Raw genomic sequence first — 16,754 nt, forward strand, 5'->3', positions numbered from 1 at the left:
CTACAAATGAAATTATCTTTCACCCCCTCTTCCCTGCTGCTCGCCGCCGCGATGGCGGCCCTGCCCGCCCATGCCGAACAGTTCAAGGTGCTGGTCTTCACCAAGACGGCCGGCTGGCACCACGACGCCGTGCACGCCGGGGTGACGGCGGTGCAGGAGCTGGGCAAGCTGCACGACTTCTCGGTCTTCTGGACGGCGGACGCCGGCCGCGTGATGAACGACGCCGAGCTGGCCAAGTTCCAGGCAGTGGTCTTCCTGCTTACTACCGGCGACATCCTGGACGAGGCCCAGCAGGCCGCGTTCGAGCGCTACATCCGCCAGGGCGGCGGCTTCGTGGGCGTGCACAGCGCCGCCGATACCGAGTACGGCTGGCCGTGGTACACCCGGATGGTCGGCCACATGTTCCGCGTGCACCCGGCGGTGCAGACGGCCGTGCTGCAGGTCCGCGAGCGCAACTTCCCCGGCATGGAACGCTTCGCGCCGCGCAGCCTGGTTACCGAGGAATGGTACGAGTTCGGTCCCGCCACGTCAAAGCTGAACTACCTGCTCACGGTCGACGAATCGACCTACCGGCCCGAGACCAGGCGGCCGGGCATGGAGAGCCGGGGCATGGGCGCCTTCCATCCGGTGAGCTGGTACCAGGCCTACGACGGCGGGCGCGCGTTCTACACGGCCCTGGGCCATCTGCCGGCGACCTGGCGCGACCCGGTGTTCATGCACCACCTGTACGGCGGCATCTACTGGGCTGCGACGGGGCGCGGCTTCACCGCGGACTGACGGTCCAGCCGGCGCTCTCCTGCTGCGCCTGGCCTTCGCGCCAGCGCCACAGGGCGGCGCTCACCAGTTCGGCTTCGCGCAGCGTCGCTTTCAGCTCGTCGTCCGGGAGCGTGACGCGCTGCTTGACGATGGCGTCGAACTTGTCGGCAAGCTCGGCAGCGCGCGTGGCCAGTTCCGGCGGCGCGCGCCGCGCGACCAGCGGATCCCTGAGTTTTTCCGGGTTGGCGCCGGTGCGGTGGAAGGCGTAGATGAAGCGGCCGATGCGCTCGTAGTCGGGAACGGCAGGCTTGTCGGGCGCGCCCGACTCCTGCGCGGCGTGCAGCGGGCCGGCGGCCAGGAGGCCGCACAGGGCGGCGGCGATAAAACATGAATGACGCATATGCTCTCCAGCGTGAATGTCGGGATCTTCCCGACAAGATAGCAGGTAGCGCGGCAGGGAAACTGCGTCAATTCTCACTGTTCAGCCCTGGTCGGCCAGGATGACCAGGCCACGCTGGCCAGCCGGATGCCATTTTCCCGCCAGGCGCCAGTCGCGCGCGCCGCCTTCGACGACTACTTGCCAGTGCGTCGGCTCGAGCGAAGGCGCGTGCGCGCTGAAACGCCCCTGGGCGTCCGGCAGTGCTTCCAGCACCCGGTCCTTTCCCGGCTGGGTCGGATGCGCCAGGCGGATGTGGAAAGGCGCGGCGACGGGGATCCCGAAACTTGTGAGGCGGCCGCTGATGCGCCCCGCCCGGGCCTCATAGGCGGCTTCGAATGCCAGTCCGAGCCGGGTGGCCGCGCGGTCGCGCCGCAGTTCCTGGTTGATGGCCTTGCCCTGCTTGTAGTAGTCGCCCACCACCATCGCGTCCGGGCGGCTCACGGCCAGCACGGTCATCACGACCCCGCCGACCAGCACCAGCGCCGGGCCGATCATCAGGAACCACGGCCAGCGGTGGCGGTACCAGGGCGCGTCGGATTGCGGATGCATGTCGTACTCCTTGTTGTCTTATTTCGGGACGATGAAGCTGGCGTCTTCGCTGACCTGCAGTGCGCCGCCGTCCCCGGATGCCAGGTTGAAGGCGATCCGGTTCGATCCCGGCTTGCCGTCGCCACCGGCAATGCGTACCCGCACCGGCACGGCCAGGGTCGTGGCCGCGCCGATCTCGATCACGCTGCCGGAGGCCACCCGGGCCGATGCGATCCCCTCGACCCCGACACGCAGGCGCTGGGGCTGCTCGGTGGTGTTCATCACCTGCAGCCGGTAGACGTTCTCGATCATGCCGTCCTCCACCTCGCGCCCCATCGCGCCGCGGTCGCGGATCACGTCGAGCTTGAGCGGGTTGCGCAGCGCCAGCGAGGCTGCCATCGCGGTGCCGAAGACCGCCAGCACGGCCGTGTAGACCAGCACGCGCGGGCGCAGGACGCGCGCGCGCACCTGCGCCAGCGACAGCTTGTGCGCCAGTGCATTCTCGGTGGCGAAACGGATCAGGCCACGCGGCCTTTCCACCTTGTCCATCACGCTGTTGCAGGCATCGACGCAGGCGGCGCAGCCGATGCATTCGATCTGCAGGCCCTTGCGGATATCGATCCCGGTCGGGCACACCTGCACGCACATGCTGCAGTCGATGCAGTCGCCCGCGCGTCCCGCAGGCCGCGCGCCGCGCGGTTCGCCGCGCGCCGCATCGTAGGTGACCACCAGGGTATCGCGGTCGAACATCACGCTCTGGAAGCGCGCATACGGGCACATGTACTTGCAGACCTGCTCGCGCAGCCAGCCGGCATTGCCGTAGGTGGCCAGCGCGTAGAAGCCGATCCAGAACAGCTCCCAGCCGCCCAGGCCGAAGCTCGCCACGCCGCCGGCGAGCGAACGCACCGGCGTGAAGTAGCCGACGAAGGTGAAGCCGGTCCACAGCGCCACCGCGCCCCAGGCCAGGTGCTTGCCGCCCTTGCGCGCCAGCTTTTCCAGGGTCCAGGGCTGGCGGTCGAGCCGGATGCGGGCGCTGCGCGCGCCCTCGAAACGGCGCTCGATCCACAGGAAGACTTCGGTGTACACCGTCTGCGGGCAGGCGAAGCCGCACCACACCCGCCCGGCCACCGCCGTCACCAGGAACAGCCCGTATGCGCACAGGATCAGCAATGCGGCCAGGTAGATGAAGTCCTGCGGCCACAACACCAGGCCGAACAGGTGGAACTTGCGGGCGGCCAGATCGAACAGCACCGCCTGGCGGCCGTTGTAGCCGAGCCAGGGCAGGCCATAGAACAGCAGCTGGGTGAGCCACACGCAGGCCCAGCGCAGCGACGCGTAGCGTCCGCGGATCTCGCGCGGGTAGATGTCCTCGCGCGCGGCGTACATGCGCACCACCGTTTCCCGCGGCGCGTTCATTTTGCCGCCGCCATCGTCACCGGCGGGTTCGACAGGCTCCACACATAGGCCGCCAGTACGTGTACTTTCTCTTCGCCGAGGAACTCGCCGAAGGCTGGCATGGTATTGGTGCGGCCCTTGCGGATGGTTTCCATCACGGTCTCCTGGCTGCCGCCGTACAGCCACACCTTGTCGGCCAGGTTGGGCGCGCCCAGTGCCGGGTTGCCCTGCCCCTGGGCGCCGTGGCAGGCCACGCAGGCGCCGAACTTGGGCTTGCCGAAGGCGACCTTGATCGGGTCGGCCGCCAGTCCCGACAGGCTGCGCACGTACTGCGCGACGCTCTCGAGGTCCTTGTCCGAGCCCAGCGCGGCGCCCATCGGCGGCATGGCGCCGACCCGACCGTGCATGATGCTGGCCTTGATGACCGACGGCTCGCCGCCGTGCAGCCAGTCGCGGTCCGCCAGGTTGGGGAAGCCCTTGCTGCCGCGCGCGTCCGAGCCGTGGCACTGGGCGCAGTAGTTCAGGAACAGGCGCTGGCCGATGGCCTGGGCCTGCGGGTCGGCCGCCAGCGCCTTGATGTCCTGGCCGGCGAAGGCCGCGAACAGCGGGCCGTGTTCCTGCCTGGCCTGCGCCAGTTCGGCCTTGTATTCGCCGGCGGCGTTCCATTCGAGCTTGCCCGCATAGCTGCCCAGGCCCGGGTACAGCGCCAGGTAGGCCAGGCCGAACGCGATGGTGAGATAGAACAGCACCACCCACCAGCGCGGCATCGGCGTGTTCAGTTCGGTCAAGTCCTCGTCCCACACGTGGCCGGTGGTCGTTTCCACCTTGCCGTCGGCGCCCACTTTGGCCCGGTAGCTCGACTGCGACCACAGCAGGATGCCGCAGCCGAGGATCGACAGCAGCGTGATGATCGCCACGTACCAGTGCCAGAAATCGTTGAAGAAATCAGCCATGCCCATCCTCCACCGCCTCGTCGGCGAACGGCAGCCGCGCCGCCTGGTCGAAATCGCTGCCGCGGCGCAGCAGGTAGGTCCAGCCGACGATGCCCAGGAAGGTCGCGAAGCTGACCACGGTCATGATGCTGCTTGCGTTATCGAATATCTGTTGGAGAGCCATGTCAGTTCCTTGTCTTGATCTGCGTGCCCAGGCCCTGCAGGTAGGCGACCAGCGCGTCCTGCTCGGTCCTGCCCTCGAGGTCCTGCGGCGCGGCCGCGATCTCGGCGTCGCTGTAGGGCACGCCGACGCGGCGCATCGCGCGCATCTTCGGGATGATCTCGGCCGGGTTCAGCCTGGCGCCGGCCAGCCATGGATAGCCGGGCATGTTCGATTCCGGCACCAGGTCGCGCGGGTTGTCGAGGTGGGTGCGGTGCCATTCGTCGCTGTAGCGCCCGCCCACGCGCGCCAGGTCCGGACCGGTGCGCTTGGAGCCCCACTGGAACGGGTGGTCGTAGACGAACTCGCCCGCCACCGAATAGTGGCCGTAGCGCTCGGTCTCGGCGCGAAACGGCCGGATCATCTGCGAGTGGCAGTTGTAGCAGCCCTCGCGGATATACACGTCGCGGCCGGCCAGGCGCAGCGGCGAGTAGGGCTTCAGGCCCGCCACCGGCTCGGTGGTGGACTTCTGGAAGAACAGCGGCACGATCTCGACCAGGCCGCCAAAGGAGATCACCAGCAGCACCAGGCCAATCAGCAGCCAGGGCTTCTTCTCGATCCATTCATGGGAAAATTTCATGTCGATAGTCCAGGGTTCAGGCGTGGGACGGGGCGGGCATGGCGGCCGGCGCGTGCGGCAGCGGGATGCGGGCGTCGACGTTCACCGTACCGGCCAGCGTCTTCCAGGTATTGAAGGCCATCAGCGCCATCCCCGACAGGTACAGCAGGCCGCCGGTGAAGCGGATCACGTAGTACGGGTAGCTTGCCTTGACGCTTTCGGCGAAGGTGTAGGTGAGCGTGCCGTCCGGGTTGACGGCGCGCCACATCAGGCCCTGCATCACGCCGGCGATCCACATCGAGGCGATGTAGAGCACGATGCCGATGGTGGCGACCCAGAAGTGCGCTTCCACCAGCTGCATGCTCCACATCTGCTTCCTGCCGGCCAGGCGCGGCAGCAGGTAGTAGATCGAGCCCATCGTGATGAAACCGACCCAGCCCAGCGCGCCGGCGTGCACGTGGGCCACGGTCCAGTCGGTGTAGTGCGACAGTGCGTTGATGGTCTTGATCGACATCATCGGCCCCTCGAAGGTGGCCATGCCGTAGAAGGACAGCGACACGATCAGGAACTTCAGGATCGGGTCCGAGCGCAGCTTGTGCCAGGCGCCGGACAGGGTCATCATCCCGTTGATCATCCCGCCCCAGGACGGCGCCAGCAGGATCAGCGAGAACACCATGCCGATCGACTGGGTCCAGTCGGGCAGCGCGGTGTAGTGCAGGTGGTGCGGGCCGGCCCACATGTAGGTGAAGATCAGGGCCCAGAAGTGGACGATCGACAGCCGGTACGAATACACCGGGCGCTCGGCCTGCTTCGGGATGAAGTAGTAGACCATGCCGAGGTAGCCTGCGGTGAGGATGAAGCCGACCGCGTTGTGGCCGTACCACCACTGGATCATGGCGTCCTGCACGCCGGCGTAGACCGGGTACGACTTCATCGCCGACACCGGCACCACCGCGCCGTTGACGACGTGCAGGATCGCCACCGCCAGGATGTAGGCGCCGAAGAACCAGTTGGCCACGTAGATGTGCTGCACGCGGCGCTTGAAGATGGTGCCGAAGAAGACCACCGCATAGGCCACCCACACCACCGTGATCAGGATCGCGATCGGCCATTCCAGTTCGGCGTACTCCTTGCCGCGCGTGAAGCCCATCGGCAGCGAGATCGCCGCCGACACCAGCACCGCCTGCCAGCCCCAGAAGGTGAAGCTGGCCAGGCGGTCGGAAAACAGCCGCACCTGGCAGGTGCGCTGCACCACGTAGTACGAGGTGGCGAACAGCCCGCAGATGCCGAAGGCGAAGATCACCGCGTTGGTGTGCAGGGGACGCAGGCGCCCGTAGCTGAGCCAGGCGATGTCGAAATTGAGTGCCGGCCAGGCCAGCTGGGCGGCGATGAAGACGCCGGCCGCCATGCCGATCACGCCCCAGACCACGGTCGCGATGGCAAACTGGCGCACGATCTTGTAGTTATAGACTAGACTGCTGTCCAAGATACTCTCCTGAAAATTCTTGATGGTTGACAATCAGGAGGGTAGGTTTTTGAACTATAAAAATCCTTGATGTGAATCAAATTGTTCAGCATCAGCTCAGGTATCGAGCAACGCTGGCGGCCCGCGCTGTCCAGCCCACTACAGGAAGAACGCCATGCCGCCCCTCTCCCCATCGGTATCGGAAGTATTGAGCAAGCGCCTGCACGAGGCGCGTGAAGACCTGCTCGCGACCCTGCGCTCGCGCACCGACGCGCCGGACGACGAAGCCCCGGCCATCGCCCCGCTGGCCCACCAGGGCCAGTCCGACGACGCGCCGCAATCGGACATGCTCAGCGACATAGAGCAGCATTTGGCCGACCACGAGTCCGCCCTTTTGCACGAGATCGACATTGCGATCGGCAAGCTGGAATCCGGCGGGGCCGGCATTTGCGAAGCCTGCGGGCAGGATATCCCCGAGGATCGCCTGCTGGCCACGCCCACCGTGCGCCTGTGCATCGCCTGCCAGGAGCAGCTGGAGAAAGACCGGCACACGGGGCGCGGCCCGTCGATGTAGGCCGCCGGGGCGGCATGCCGGTTACCGGTGGATGCGGTCACGCCGCATCGTCATCGTCCACCAGTACCCGCATGGCGGGCCCCTCCAGGTCTTCGAATTGCCCGCTCCCCGCCGCCCCGAAGAAGATCCACAGCGCCAGCGCCACCAGCACCACGCTGAGCGGAACGAGCAAGTAAAGCGCTTCCATCCTCAGTCCTTTCGCAGCCGCAGAGCATTGAGCACGACGATCGCCGAACTGGCCGCCATCCCGATCCCGGACAACCAGGGATTGAGCATGCCGCTGGCCGCCGCCGGAATCGCCACCAGGTTGTAGATCGAGGCCCAGGTGAGGTTCTGGCGGATGACGGCCATGGTGCGGCGCGCGGTGTCGGCGGCGTCGGCCAGCGGGACCAGGCTGTCGCCCAGCAGCACGCCGTCGGCGTGCACCTGGGCCAGCTCGGCGCCGCGGCCCATGGCGAAGGAGACGTCGGCGCCGCGCAGCACAGCCGCGTCGTTGATGCCGTCGCCGATCATCGCCACCACCGCCCCCTCCCCCTGCAGCCGGCGCACGAACGCGAGCTTCTCGGCCGGCAGCTTGCCCCCGAATGCGCTGTCGATGCCGAGCCGGGACGCGACCGACTGGGTGGCATCCTGGGCGTCGCCGCTGAGCAGGATCACGGTCTTGCCGCTGTCGCGGAAGCGCCGCACCACGCTTGCGGCTTCGTCGCGCAGGGCGTCGGCCAGGTCGAAGCGCGCCAGCCAGTGGCCTTCGCTGACAAGCCAGGCGCTGCTGGTGCCGGTCGGCGCCGCCGAGCGCACCATGCCGCCGGCCAGCTCCTGGGCGAAGTCGGCGGTGCCGATGCGGTAGAGCACGCCGTCGATGCTGCCCTCGATGCCGCGCCCGATCTCGGCCCGGAGATGGCGCGCCGCCAGGCCATGGTCGGGCATCGCGTTGCGAATCGCCAGCCCGATCGGGTGGGCGATCTCGGCCTGCAGCGCGGCCGCGATGCGCTGGCACAGGTCGGCGTCGAGCGGGCCGACCGGCAGCACCTGGCGCAGCACCGGCCGGCCCAGCGTCAGCGTGCCGGTCTTGTCGAACACGATGTGGGTGGCGCGCTCCAGGGTCTCGAGGGTGTGCGGGGACACCGCCAGCACCCCGCGCCGCAGCAGGCGGTCGGTGGCCGCCGCCAGCGCCGTCGGAGTGGCCAGCGACAGCGCGCACGGGCAGGAGATCACCAGCACCGCCACCGCGGCGTGCCAGGCGCGCGCCGGGTCGACCAGGTTCCAGGCCAGGTAGACGGCGGCGGTGAGCAGCAGCAGGCCGAGCACGGACCAGGCGGCGACCCGGTCGGCCCACTGGGCGATCGCCGGCTTGCCCATGCCGGCCCGCTCGACCAGGCGCACCAGCATCGCCAGCGTGCTGTCGCGCGCCGCCGACGTCACGCGCAGCACGATGGCCTGGCCGGCATTCACGGCGCCGCCCGGCAGCTGCTCGCCGGGGCCGACGCGGCGGGTGCGGCTTTCGCCGGTAAGCAGCGAGAAATCGAGCTCGCTGCTGCCCTCGGCCACGCTGCCGTCGGCCGGCACCGCCTGCCCGGGCTTGACCAGCACCAGGTCGCCCACGACGAGCGCCGCCGCCGGGACCAGTTCGGCGTCGCGCGCGGCCGGGTCGCCGCGCAGCCGCCATGCCGAAGCGGGAACGCCGCCGCGCAGCGCATCGAGTCCCATCGCCGCGCGGCGGCGCGCGCCCAGTTCCAGGTAGCGGCTGCCCAGCAGCAGGAAGATGAACATCGTGATCGAGTCGAAGTAGATGTCGCCGCGCCCCGAAACGAGCGCCGCGCAGCTGCCGGCGAACGCGGCCGCGATGCCCAGCGCGACCGGCACGTCCATCCCCGGCACGCCGCGCCGCAGGTCGCGCCAGGCGCCGCTAAAGAACGGCAGCGCCGAATAGCACACGGCCGGCAGCGTCAGCGCGAGCGAGGCCCATCCCATCAGGGCCGCCATGTCGGCGTCCATGGTGCCGTCGTCGGCCAGGTAGACCGGCACGGCGTACATCATCACCTGCATCATCGCCAGGCCCGCCACGAAGAGCTGGCGGAACAGGGTGCGGCGCGCGCGCTCGAGCTGCTCGCCGTGGCGCTGCGCATCGTAGGGAGCGGCCGCATACCCGATCGCGCGCAGCGCGCCGACGATGGCGCTGGGGCGGCACAGGGCCGGGTCCCAGCGCAGGTGCACGCGCCCGGTGGCGACGTTGAGCGCGACCTGGCGCACGCCCGGCAGCCGGCCCAGGCGCCGTTCGACCAGCCAGACGCAGGCGCCGCAGCGCACGCCCTCGATGCTGAACGTGCCCTCGCCCGGCATGTCCACCGCGTCGTACAGGGCCAGTTCGGCCTCGTCGACGACGGCGGCCGACAGCGCGTAGCCGGTGCGCGCCGTGTAATAGTCGCCGAAGCCGCCGGCCACGATGGCCTCGGCGGCGGCCGCGCATCCCGGGCAGCACATGCTGCGCGCCGTTCCGTCGACCAGCGCCTGCCAGCGGTCCTCGCCCGCGACCGCCGCACCGCAGTGGTAGCACTGCCTGGCGCCGGCCTTCACGGGGGGCGCGACTTGCGACAGGACGGCGCTCATGGATTGGCTCCGGGGACAAGGCACAACACGTCGATCCAGCCGGCCGGCAGCCCGGCGACGGCGCGGTACAGCCCCAGCAGGCCGAAGGCCAGCACCAGCAGGCCGCAGGCCTGGCGCACGCCGCGCCGGCCCAGCCACCCGCGCAGCCTGGCGCCGGCCAGGCCGAGCGCGGCCAGCATCGGCAAGGTGCCCAGGCCGAAGGCCAGCATGACGCTGGCGCCGCCCAGCGCCGATCCGCTCAGCATGGCCGTGACCAGCACGCTGTACACCATCCCGCACGGCAGCCAGCCCCACAGCAGGCCGGCGGCGAACATGCGCGCCGGCGTGGCCGGGGGCCCGAGCCGCTCCAGCTGCGGCGCGACGCGGCGCCACAGCGCCTGCCCGCCCCGCTCGAGCAGCGCCAGGCCGCGCCAGGCATCCATCAGGTACAGGCCGAGCGCGGCCAGCATCAGGTTGGCCAGCACGTAGGCGCCCGCCTGCAGCGCCGGGAGCCCGGTGAGCAGCGCCGCGCCGCCGGCGGCGCCGCCGGCCAGCGCCCCCGCCGCGGCGTAACTGGCGATGCGCCCGCCGTTATAGGCCGCGGCGAACAGCGCCGGATGCGAGAGCACGGGCATCGCCACGGTGCGCACCGGCAGCGGGAAACCGCGCGGGCGCGTGCGCGCCATCGACAGCGCGCCGACCACGCCGCCGCACATGCCGGCGCAGTGGACGCTGCCGGACAGGCCGACCAGGAAGACCGGTAACAGGCCGATGCCGTGGGTCGACAGGCTCATACGGTGTGCGAGTGGCGCGGGCGGTCCTGGCGCGCCGCCAGGTAGCGGTCGAATACCATGCAGATGTTACGGATCAGCAGGCGCCCCTTGCCGGTGACGGTGAGCCATTCGGGGCCGAGGCGCACCAGGCCATCGGCCTGCATCTGCCGCAGTTGCGCCAGCTCGGGCGCGAAGTAGTCGCGGAACACGATCGGGAAGGCCAGCTCCAGCGCCGGGATCGACACCTCGAACTGGCACATCAGCTTCTGGATCAGGGCGCGCCGCAGGGCGTCGTCCATATCCAGGCTCAGGCCGCGCGCGACCGGCAGTTCGTTGCGGTCGAGCAGCTCGTAGTATTCCTCGAGCGTCTTGACGTTCTGGCTGTAGGTCGCCCCCACCGCGCCGATGGCCGAGACGCCGCAGGCCACCAGGTCGGTATCGGCATGGGTCGAGTAGCCCTGGAAGTTGCGGTGCAGGCGGCCCTGGCGCTGGGCCACGGCCAGCTCGTCGCGCGGCTTGGCGAAATGGTCCATGCCGATATACACGTAGCCGGCCGCCCCCAGCCGCTCGATGCACAGCTGGAGCATCCGCAGCTTGGTGTCGCTGGCGGGCATGTCGGCCTCCAGGATACGGCGCTGCGGCTTGAACAGGCGGGGCATGTGGGCGTAGTGGTAGACCGCGATGCGGTCCGGGTCGGCCGCGACCACCTTGTCGAGGGTCGCGCGCATGGTGTCCAGGGTCTGCATCGGCAGGCCGTAGATCAGGTCGATGCTCACCGAACGGAAGCCCGCCGCGCGCGCCGCCGCGATCACCGCGCGGGTCTCGGCCTCGGGCTGGACCCGGTTGACCGCGCGCTGGACTTCCGGATCGAAATCCTGCACGCCCAGGCTGATCCGGTTGAAGCCCTGGCGGCGCAGCGTGTGCACCCGTTCGGCCGAGACCGTGCGCGGGTCGACCTCGATCGAATATTCGCCCGTCTCGTCCGGCGCGAACCGGAAGCTGCGGCGCAGGTGCGCCATCAGCTCGTCCATCTGGGCGTCGCTGAGGTAGGTCGGGGTGCCGCCGCCCAGGTGCAGCTGCTCGACCTCGTTCATGCCGGCGAACAGGCCGGCCTGCATGCTGATTTCGCGCTTCAGGTAAGACAGGTAGGTGGCCGCCTTCTCGCGCTTCCTGGTGACGATCTTGTTGCAGGCGCAGTAGTAGCAGACCGTGTCGCAGAAGGGGATGTGCAGGTACAGCGACAGCGGGCGCGCGCCGCCGCGCGTGCGCAGGCCGGCCACGGCAAGCAGGTAGTCGCGATAGCCGAAGTCCTCGCCGAAGCGGTCGGCCGTCGGGTAGGAGGTATAGCGCGGGCCCGACTTGCCGAGCCGGCCGATCAGGTCGGCGTCGAACTCGACGCGGGTGCAGTCGTGGTCCGCGCATGCCGGGTCGGCATGGAGGGAAACGACGGGGGCCGGGAAGGCTGGTGCGTGCATGTCAATCAACTCCTGCTGCCGCCGGTGTGCGGAAATGCAAACCGGCTCGAACAGCAGGGAGTTTATTGATCGGCGTCTTGGAAATCCTTGACTTGCATCAAATAGGGACGAGTCTGCTCACGGCGCATACGCTGCAGCACCCGCGCCACCGGCACCTGGTCCCGGTCGATCAGGGCGTAGTAGTCGCGCAGCGCTTCGGCGTTCCGGTACAGCACCGGCCCGACCGCGCCAAGGGCGCCGGCGCCGCAGCCGACCAGGTGGGTCCCTGGGTAGTACTCGAAGCTGGCGGGGTCGGGCTTGGCGCCGGCGCGCACGAACTGGCCGGCGCCTGTGATGGCGTAGCCGGCGCGGTCGAGGCGCTCGATGCAATGCTGGCGCAGGCGCTGGGCGGCGGCGCCGGACGCCGCGCCGGCTGTGGGGCGGTGGCGCAGCAGCACCCGGTCCGGCGCCGCGGCCAGGGTGGCGTCGAGCATGCGGCGCAGCTGCCCGACGCCCTGCCCCGGCATGCCATAGGCCAGCGCCACGCAAACTGTTCGCAGGCCCGCGTCGCGCGCGGCGCCGGCCAGCAGCGGGAGCGCCTGGTGCGTGCCTGGCGCGCCGCCGTACTCGAAGCGGATGGCGTTGAAGCCCTGGCGGCGCAGGCTTGCCAGCCTGGCTTGCGGCAGGCCGCCGGGATCGACCGCCGCTTCGACGTCGGCGCCGTCGTCGCCCATGAAACGGAAACCGGCGCGCAGGTGGGTCAGCAGCCCGGTCAGCTGGGCGTTGGACAGGCCGGCCGCGCCGATGCCGTCGAAGCGCAGCTGCCGGAGGCTGCGGGTGCCGGCGAACAGCACGGCGTGCATCGCCAGCTCGCGCTTCAGGTAGGCCAGGTAGGTGTCGAGCGTGGCCGCGCCGCCGGCGCAGGAAAGCAGGCTCGGGACATGCAGGCGCAGCGAAAGCGGGCGCCGGTCCTGCGCCGGCAGGCTGGCGATCGCGTGGAGGAAGGCGCGGCTGCCTGTCGGGGCAGCCTGGGACGGTAGGATTGCGGCGTGCATGGGTCCTCCAGCGTGCGCCGCCTTGCACCACTGCAAAGCGGCAAGCCCGGACCCCAGTCTATTAATTGATATCCTTGCAACCCTTGATTTAAATCAAATGCGCGCCAGCACGTGCGATCCGAGCTTGAACACCGACAGCGCCTGCACCAGCTGTTCCGCCTCGGCCGCCACGCTGGCCGAGGCATTCGCCGATTCCTCCACCAGCGCCGCGTTCTCGCGCGTGATCAGGTCCAGCTGCGCCATGGCCGCATTCACCTGGGTGATGCCGGCGCCCTGCTCGCGGCTGGCGCCGGTGATGTCGTGCATGATCGCGGCCGCATCGGCGACCCGCGCCACCACTTCGCGCATGGTCTGGCCGGCGTCGCCCACCTGCGCGTTGCCCTCGCCGACCTGGCGCACCGAGGCCTCGATCAGCGACTTGATCTCTTTGGCGGCCGCGGCCGAGCGCTGTGCGAGGCTGCGCACTTCGCCGGCCACCACGGCGAAGCCGCGCCCCTGTTCACCGGCGCGCGCCGCCTCGACGGCGGCGTTCAGGGCCAGGATATTGGTCTGGAAGGCGATGCCGTCGATCAGGCCGATGATGTCGACGATGCGGGTGGCCGAAGCGCTGATCTGCTCCATGGTGTCACCGACCCGCCCGACCGCCTCGCCGCCGCGTCCGGCCACGCCGGACGCCGCCATTACCAGGGCGTCGGCGCGCACCGCGCTGTCGGTGTTGCTGCCGGCCGCCGCCGCGATCTGGGCCAGGCTGCTGGCGGTCTGCTCCAGGCTGGCCGCCTGGGCTTCGGTGCGGCTGGCCAGGTCGCCGTTGCCGGCCGCGATGTCGCGGGTCGCGTGTTCGATCGAGGCCACATTGCCGCGCACGTCGCCGACGATGGCCCTGAGGTTGATGTGTAGCTGGCGCACCGCCAGCTGCAGGCGGCCGATCTCGTCGTTGCCGCCAGGGGCGCATGGGTGGGACAGGTCGCCGCCGGCCAGCGCATAGACCGCCTCGGTGGCGCCGGCCAGTGGGCCGGCGATGCTGCGCTGCAGCTCGGCCCAGGCGGCCAGCGTGGCCAGCACCCCGGCGCCGGCCAGCACTTTCCACGCCAGGCTCTCGGCCGTCATGCCCAGGCCCGCCACCAGCAAGGCCTGGCTCGCCATCAGGATGCCCAGGCGGCGCGACAGCGGCAGCGTGCGCAGCGCCCCGATCCGGGCGCGCCAGCCCAGGCGCACCACGGCGCCGCGCCGGATCCCCAGGCCTTTCGCCTCGCCCGCGCGGAACTGGCGATACAGCGCGCTTGCCGCCTGCACCTGGGCGCGCGTCGGCGCGGTACGCACCGACATGTAGCCGGTGATGCGGCCTGCTTGCTTGACCGGCACCACGTTGGCCACTACCCAGTAGAAGTCGCCGTTCTTGCGGCGGTTCTTGACCATCCCGGTCCAGGGCTCGCCCCCCTGCAAGGTAGCCCACAGGTCGGCAAACGCTTCCGGCGGCATGTCCGGATGGCGCACGGTGTTGTGCGCCTTGCCCAGCAGTTCTTCTTCGGTAAAGCCGCTGACCTCGATGAAGCTCGGGTTGACGTAGGTGATGCGGCCCTTCGTGTCGGTGGTCGAGACGATCGACTGGCCTTCTTTCATCAGGTACTCGATACCGGTTACCGGCAAGTTACTTCTCAAAACAATCTCCTAGTTGCCACACGGCAAAATTCAGCGCCCGATTCTACCTTGGGGACCGCTATATTTTTTGATCTAGATCAAGAGATGCCAAACCAGTTGTGTCAGATGAGCTCATAAACCTGGATTTCCGACAAAAGTTGCCGTTGGTGTAATCTGGCGCCATGGACAACATGACACATTCGCTGGTCGGCCTCGCGCTGGGGGAACTGGTCGAACGGGCCCTGCCCGCCGCCGCCAACCCGGTGCTGGCGCGTACCCGCCGCCGGGCGCTGCTGCTCACTGGCCTGCTTGCCAGCAATTTCCCCGACCTTGACCTGATCCTCACGCCGCTCTTGCCGGCGCCGCTCGGCTACCTGATCCACCACCGCGGCCACACGCATACCCTGCTGTACGCCCTGCCCCAGGTCGCGCTGCTGCTGGCCCTGGCCTGGCTGCTGTGGCCGGCCGCGCGGCGGCTGGTGCGGGCCGACCGCCTCGCCCGCCACGCCATCGCCGGCACCGCCCTCTTGGGCATGGTGCTGCACCTGTCCTTCGACGCCCTCAACGTATACGGGGTCCACCCTTTTCATCCCTTCGATTCGCGCTGGCTGTACGGCGACCTGGTGTTCATCGTCGAGCCGGTGTTCTGGACGGCGCTGGGCGTGGCCCTGGCGCTGGCGCGGCGCGGCGCCCTGCGCTGGCTGATGCTGGCGCTGTTCACCGGGCTTCCGGTCCTGTTTACCTGGTCCGGCTACCTGCAGTGGGGCTCGCTCGCGGGGCTGGCGGCGGTGGCGCTCGCGGTGGCGCTCGCCTATCTTCTATGGGGTACGCGCGCCGGCCTGCACGCGGCGGTGCTGGCCTGCGCCGGCTTCGTCGGCGTGCAGGCCGTCGCCGGCCAGTTCGCGCGCGGCCAGGTGCGGGCGGCGCTGGCCGAAGCGGCGCCGGGCAGCCGGGTGCTCGACATCCCGCTATCGTCCTTCCCCGCCAATCCGCTGTGCTGGTCCTTCGCCACCGTCAGCACGGGCCCGGCCGCCGGCCAGTACGGCGTGCGCGTCGGCGTGCTGAGCCTGGCGCCGGGCATGGCGCCGGTGTCCAGCTGCCCTGCGCGCTTCGGCGGCGTCCCGGGCAGCGCCGGCACTGCGGTGGCCTGGAAGCACAGCGAGACCCACAGCCTGGCCGGCTTGCGCGCCCTACAGCGCAGCAACTGCCACGTCGACGCCTGGCTGCGCTTCGCGCGGGTGCCGTCGCTGGCCGGCGGCGTGGCCACCGATATCCGCTTCGGCGCCCCGGGCGAGCCGAATTTCTCGACCCTGCCCTATGCCGCCCGCGCCGGCGCGCCCTGTCCCGCGCCGGTCGCCGCCTGGGGCTACCCGCGTGCCGACCTGCTGGGCCGGTAACGCACGCCGGCGACGGCAAGGCTATACTGCCGGCATGAATGCCGACCAGTCCCTTCCCGCCACCCTGTGCTACTGCTCGTCGCTGCGCCAGGCCTCGCGCTACCTCACCTCGTTCTACGACCAGGTGCTGTCCGGTTCCGGCCTGCGCGTGACCCAGTTCGCGATCCTCAGCAGGCTCGCACCGCGCCCGGCCACCGTGACCCAGCTGGCGCACAGCATGGTGATGGACCGGACCACGCTGGCGCGCAACCTGCAGCCGCTGGTGCGCCAAGCGCTGGTGCTGGTGCGTCCCAGCGAGCAGGACCGGCGCGAACGCATCATCGAGCTGAGCGCCGCCGGGCGCGACAAGGTGGAGGCCATCCTGCCGGCCTGGCGCAGCGCGCAGGCCCGCTTCGAGCAGCAATTCGGCGCCGAGCGCGGCGCCGAATTGCTGGCGACCATGCGGGCGGTGGTCGACAGCGGCCTGCACGGCAGCGCCGATTAGTGCTTGCCCGGCCTGCGCCGCCCCCTCCGGTAGAATGGCCGCTTCCGCTCCACCGGACCCGACCTGACCCCGGCTGATCCCCTGCACGCTTTCCTGTCCAACGGCGGCGCCACCGGCGCCCGGATCCTCGCGCACGACCGGAGCACGCACCCGCTCGGCCCCATCGCCACCTGGCCGGCGGCGCTGCGCACCGCGCTCGGCATCGTGCTGGGGTCGGCCTTCCCGGCCTCGCTGGCCTGGGGCGAGGAACTGAGCCTGTTCTTCAACGACGCCTACGTGCCCCTGCTCGGCAACAAGGCCGCCAGCGCCCTCGGGCAGCCGATGCAAGCGGTGTGGAAAGCGGCGTGGGAGTCGGTCGGTCCCTATGCGCAGCGCGTACTCGCCGGCGAATCGTTTGGCGCTGTCACCTTTTGCTATGGATGGGTTTGATTGCCAGGCGCAGCAATCCCTCGGCAGACGTGACGCGCCCGCCATCGAGCGCCCTGCGCCAGCCCAGGTA

At 69.9% G+C, this 16,754-nt stretch carries 18 protein-coding genes; 5 read left to right on the forward strand and 13 right to left on the reverse strand.

What is annotated here, in order from left to right; all coding sequences use genetic code 11:
- Nucleotides 1-6 precede the first annotated feature (6 nt).
- The gene (locus tag BM031_RS15975) at nucleotides 7-777 is read left to right on the forward strand and encodes a ThuA domain-containing protein (RefSeq protein ID WP_091875556.1); all 771 of its coding nucleotides are present in this window, start codon (nucleotides 7-9) and stop codon (nucleotides 775-777) included.
- Here the strand turns inward: BM031_RS15975 and BM031_RS15980 are convergent.
- From BM031_RS15980 to ccoN, 7 genes are all read right to left on the reverse strand, one after another.
- Nucleotides 764-1,156 (reverse strand): hypothetical protein, encoded by a 393-nt coding sequence (locus BM031_RS15980; RefSeq protein ID WP_091875557.1) that lies wholly within the window; start codon nucleotides 1,154-1,156, stop codon nucleotides 764-766. The genes BM031_RS15975 and BM031_RS15980 overlap by 14 nt on opposite strands.
- An 81-nt stretch (nucleotides 1,157-1,237) precedes the next feature.
- A complete protein-coding gene (locus tag BM031_RS15985) occupies nucleotides 1,238-1,744 on the reverse strand; it encodes a FixH family protein (protein WP_091875558.1) in 507 nt (168 codons plus the stop codon).
- An 18-nt stretch (nucleotides 1,745-1,762) separates the two neighbouring features.
- Nucleotides 1,763-3,139, reverse strand: coding sequence for a cytochrome c oxidase accessory protein CcoG (gene ccoG, locus BM031_RS15990; protein ID WP_091875559.1), 1,377 nt, complete (start codon nucleotides 3,137-3,139; stop codon nucleotides 1,763-1,765).
- Nucleotides 3,136-4,071, reverse strand: coding sequence for a cytochrome-c oxidase, cbb3-type subunit III (ccoP, locus tag BM031_RS15995; RefSeq protein WP_091875580.1), 936 nt, complete (start codon nucleotides 4,069-4,071; stop codon nucleotides 3,136-3,138). Before ccoP ends, ccoG begins: the two co-directional genes overlap by 4 nt.
- Nucleotides 4,064-4,234: a cbb3-type cytochrome oxidase subunit 3 gene (locus BM031_RS16000; RefSeq protein ID WP_091875560.1), complete on the reverse strand. Its 171-nt coding sequence runs from the start codon at nucleotides 4,232-4,234 to the stop codon at nucleotides 4,064-4,066. The genes ccoP and BM031_RS16000 overlap by 8 nt, the downstream gene beginning before the upstream one ends.
- A 1-nt stretch (nucleotide 4,235) precedes the next feature.
- Complete coding sequence (ccoO, locus tag BM031_RS16005; protein ID WP_091875561.1) at nucleotides 4,236-4,850, reverse strand: cytochrome-c oxidase, cbb3-type subunit II; 615 nt, start codon at nucleotides 4,848-4,850, stop codon at nucleotides 4,236-4,238.
- Between the two features lie 16 nt (nucleotides 4,851-4,866).
- The gene (gene ccoN, locus BM031_RS16010) at nucleotides 4,867-6,315 is read right to left on the reverse strand and encodes a cytochrome-c oxidase, cbb3-type subunit I (protein WP_091875562.1); all 1,449 of its coding nucleotides are present in this window, start codon (nucleotides 6,313-6,315) and stop codon (nucleotides 4,867-4,869) included.
- A 154-nt stretch (nucleotides 6,316-6,469) separates the two neighbouring features.
- Between ccoN and BM031_RS16015 the strand changes: the two genes are divergently transcribed.
- A complete protein-coding gene (locus tag BM031_RS16015) occupies nucleotides 6,470-6,868 on the forward strand; it encodes a TraR/DksA family transcriptional regulator (protein ID WP_091875563.1) in 399 nt (132 codons plus the stop codon).
- A 37-nt stretch (nucleotides 6,869-6,905) separates the two neighbouring features.
- On the opposite strand, the gene ccoS is transcribed toward BM031_RS16015, so the two are convergent.
- The 6 genes from ccoS to BM031_RS16045 all read right to left on the reverse strand — a co-directional run bounded on the left by ccoS (nucleotide 6,906) and on the right by BM031_RS16045 (nucleotide 14,395).
- Nucleotides 6,906-7,055 carry a cbb3-type cytochrome oxidase assembly protein CcoS gene (gene ccoS, locus BM031_RS16020; RefSeq protein ID WP_091875564.1) on the reverse strand — a complete coding sequence of 50 codons (150 nt, stop codon included), beginning with the start codon at nucleotides 7,053-7,055 and terminating at the stop codon, nucleotides 6,906-6,908.
- Nucleotides 7,056-7,057: 2 nt separating this feature from the next.
- The gene (locus BM031_RS16025; RefSeq protein ID WP_091875565.1) at nucleotides 7,058-9,475 is read right to left on the reverse strand and encodes a heavy metal translocating P-type ATPase; all 2,418 of its coding nucleotides are present in this window, start codon (nucleotides 9,473-9,475) and stop codon (nucleotides 7,058-7,060) included.
- A complete protein-coding gene (locus tag BM031_RS16030; RefSeq protein WP_091875566.1) occupies nucleotides 9,472-10,248 on the reverse strand; it encodes a sulfite exporter TauE/SafE family protein in 777 nt (258 codons plus the stop codon). Before BM031_RS16030 ends, BM031_RS16025 begins: the two co-directional genes overlap by 4 nt.
- Nucleotides 10,245-11,702, reverse strand: a complete 1,458-nt coding sequence (gene hemN, locus BM031_RS16035; RefSeq protein WP_091875567.1) for an oxygen-independent coproporphyrinogen III oxidase — start codon at nucleotides 11,700-11,702, stop codon at nucleotides 10,245-10,247. The genes BM031_RS16030 and hemN overlap by 4 nt, the downstream gene beginning before the upstream one ends.
- A gap of 62 nt (nucleotides 11,703-11,764) precedes the next feature.
- Nucleotides 11,765-12,736 carry an oxygen-independent coproporphyrinogen III oxidase gene (locus BM031_RS16040; RefSeq protein WP_091875568.1) on the reverse strand — a complete coding sequence of 324 codons (972 nt, stop codon included), beginning with the start codon at nucleotides 12,734-12,736 and terminating at the stop codon, nucleotides 11,765-11,767.
- Between the two features lie 93 nt (nucleotides 12,737-12,829).
- Nucleotides 12,830-14,395 carry a methyl-accepting chemotaxis protein gene (locus tag BM031_RS16045; RefSeq protein WP_091875569.1) on the reverse strand — a complete coding sequence of 522 codons (1,566 nt, stop codon included), beginning with the start codon at nucleotides 14,393-14,395 and terminating at the stop codon, nucleotides 12,830-12,832.
- A 170-nt stretch (nucleotides 14,396-14,565) separates the two neighbouring features.
- On the opposite strand from BM031_RS16045, the gene BM031_RS16050 reads away from it, so the two are divergent.
- From BM031_RS16050 to BM031_RS16060, 3 genes are all read left to right on the forward strand, one after another.
- Entirely contained in the window at nucleotides 14,566-15,771 is a 1,206-nt protein-coding gene (locus BM031_RS16050) for a metal-dependent hydrolase (protein WP_229408941.1), read from the forward strand.
- 34 nt (nucleotides 15,772-15,805) lie between these two features.
- The gene (locus tag BM031_RS16055) at nucleotides 15,806-16,255 is read left to right on the forward strand and encodes a MarR family winged helix-turn-helix transcriptional regulator (RefSeq protein WP_091875571.1); all 450 of its coding nucleotides are present in this window, start codon (nucleotides 15,806-15,808) and stop codon (nucleotides 16,253-16,255) included.
- A gap of 204 nt (nucleotides 16,256-16,459) precedes the next feature.
- Nucleotides 16,460-16,684, forward strand: a complete 225-nt coding sequence (locus BM031_RS16060) for a hypothetical protein (RefSeq protein ID WP_091875572.1) — start codon at nucleotides 16,460-16,462, stop codon at nucleotides 16,682-16,684.
- Nucleotides 16,685-16,754: the final 70 nt, after the last annotated feature.

The sequence above is a fragment of the Massilia yuzhufengensis genome, assembly GCF_900112225.1.
Classification (GTDB): domain Bacteria; phylum Pseudomonadota; class Gammaproteobacteria; order Burkholderiales; family Burkholderiaceae_D; genus Telluria; species Telluria yuzhufengensis.

What these genes read in the sequence shown, in the direction of transcription:
- ccoP (WP_091875580.1), bottom strand. Translation starts at nt 4,071, where the DNA reads ATGGCTGATTTCTTCAACGATTTCTGGCACTGGTACGTGGCGATCATC.
- hemN (WP_091875567.1), bottom strand. Translation starts at nt 11,702, where the DNA reads ATGCACGCACCAGCCTTCCCGGCCCCCGTCGTTTCCCTCCATGCCGAC.
- BM031_RS16055 (WP_091875571.1), top strand. Translation starts at nt 15,806, where the DNA reads ATGAATGCCGACCAGTCCCTTCCCGCCACCCTGTGCTACTGCTCGTCG.
- BM031_RS16000 (WP_091875560.1), bottom strand. Translation starts at nt 4,234, where the DNA reads ATGGCTCTCCAACAGATATTCGATAACGCAAGCAGCATCATGACCGTG.
- BM031_RS15975 (WP_091875556.1), top strand. Translation starts at nt 7, where the DNA reads ATGAAATTATCTTTCACCCCCTCTTCCCTGCTGCTCGCCGCCGCGATG.
- BM031_RS16030 (WP_091875566.1), bottom strand. Translation starts at nt 10,248, where the DNA reads ATGAGCCTGTCGACCCACGGCATCGGCCTGTTACCGGTCTTCCTGGTC.
- BM031_RS15980 (WP_091875557.1), bottom strand. Translation starts at nt 1,156, where the DNA reads ATGCGTCATTCATGTTTTATCGCCGCCGCCCTGTGCGGCCTCCTGGCC.
- BM031_RS15985 (WP_091875558.1), bottom strand. Translation starts at nt 1,744, where the DNA reads ATGCATCCGCAATCCGACGCGCCCTGGTACCGCCACCGCTGGCCGTGG.
- BM031_RS16040 (WP_091875568.1), bottom strand. Translation starts at nt 12,736, where the DNA reads ATGCACGCCGCAATCCTACCGTCCCAGGCTGCCCCGACAGGCAGCCGC.
- ccoS (WP_091875564.1), bottom strand. Translation starts at nt 7,055, where the DNA reads ATGGAAGCGCTTTACTTGCTCGTTCCGCTCAGCGTGGTGCTGGTGGCG.
- ccoG (WP_091875559.1), bottom strand. Translation starts at nt 3,139, where the DNA reads ATGAACGCGCCGCGGGAAACGGTGGTGCGCATGTACGCCGCGCGCGAG.
- BM031_RS16050 (WP_229408941.1), top strand. Translation starts at nt 14,566, where the DNA reads ATGACACATTCGCTGGTCGGCCTCGCGCTGGGGGAACTGGTCGAACGG.
- ccoO (WP_091875561.1), bottom strand. Translation starts at nt 4,850, where the DNA reads ATGAAATTTTCCCATGAATGGATCGAGAAGAAGCCCTGGCTGCTGATT.
- BM031_RS16025 (WP_091875565.1), bottom strand. Translation starts at nt 9,475, where the DNA reads ATGAGCGCCGTCCTGTCGCAAGTCGCGCCCCCCGTGAAGGCCGGCGCC.
- BM031_RS16015 (WP_091875563.1), top strand. Translation starts at nt 6,470, where the DNA reads ATGCCGCCCCTCTCCCCATCGGTATCGGAAGTATTGAGCAAGCGCCTG.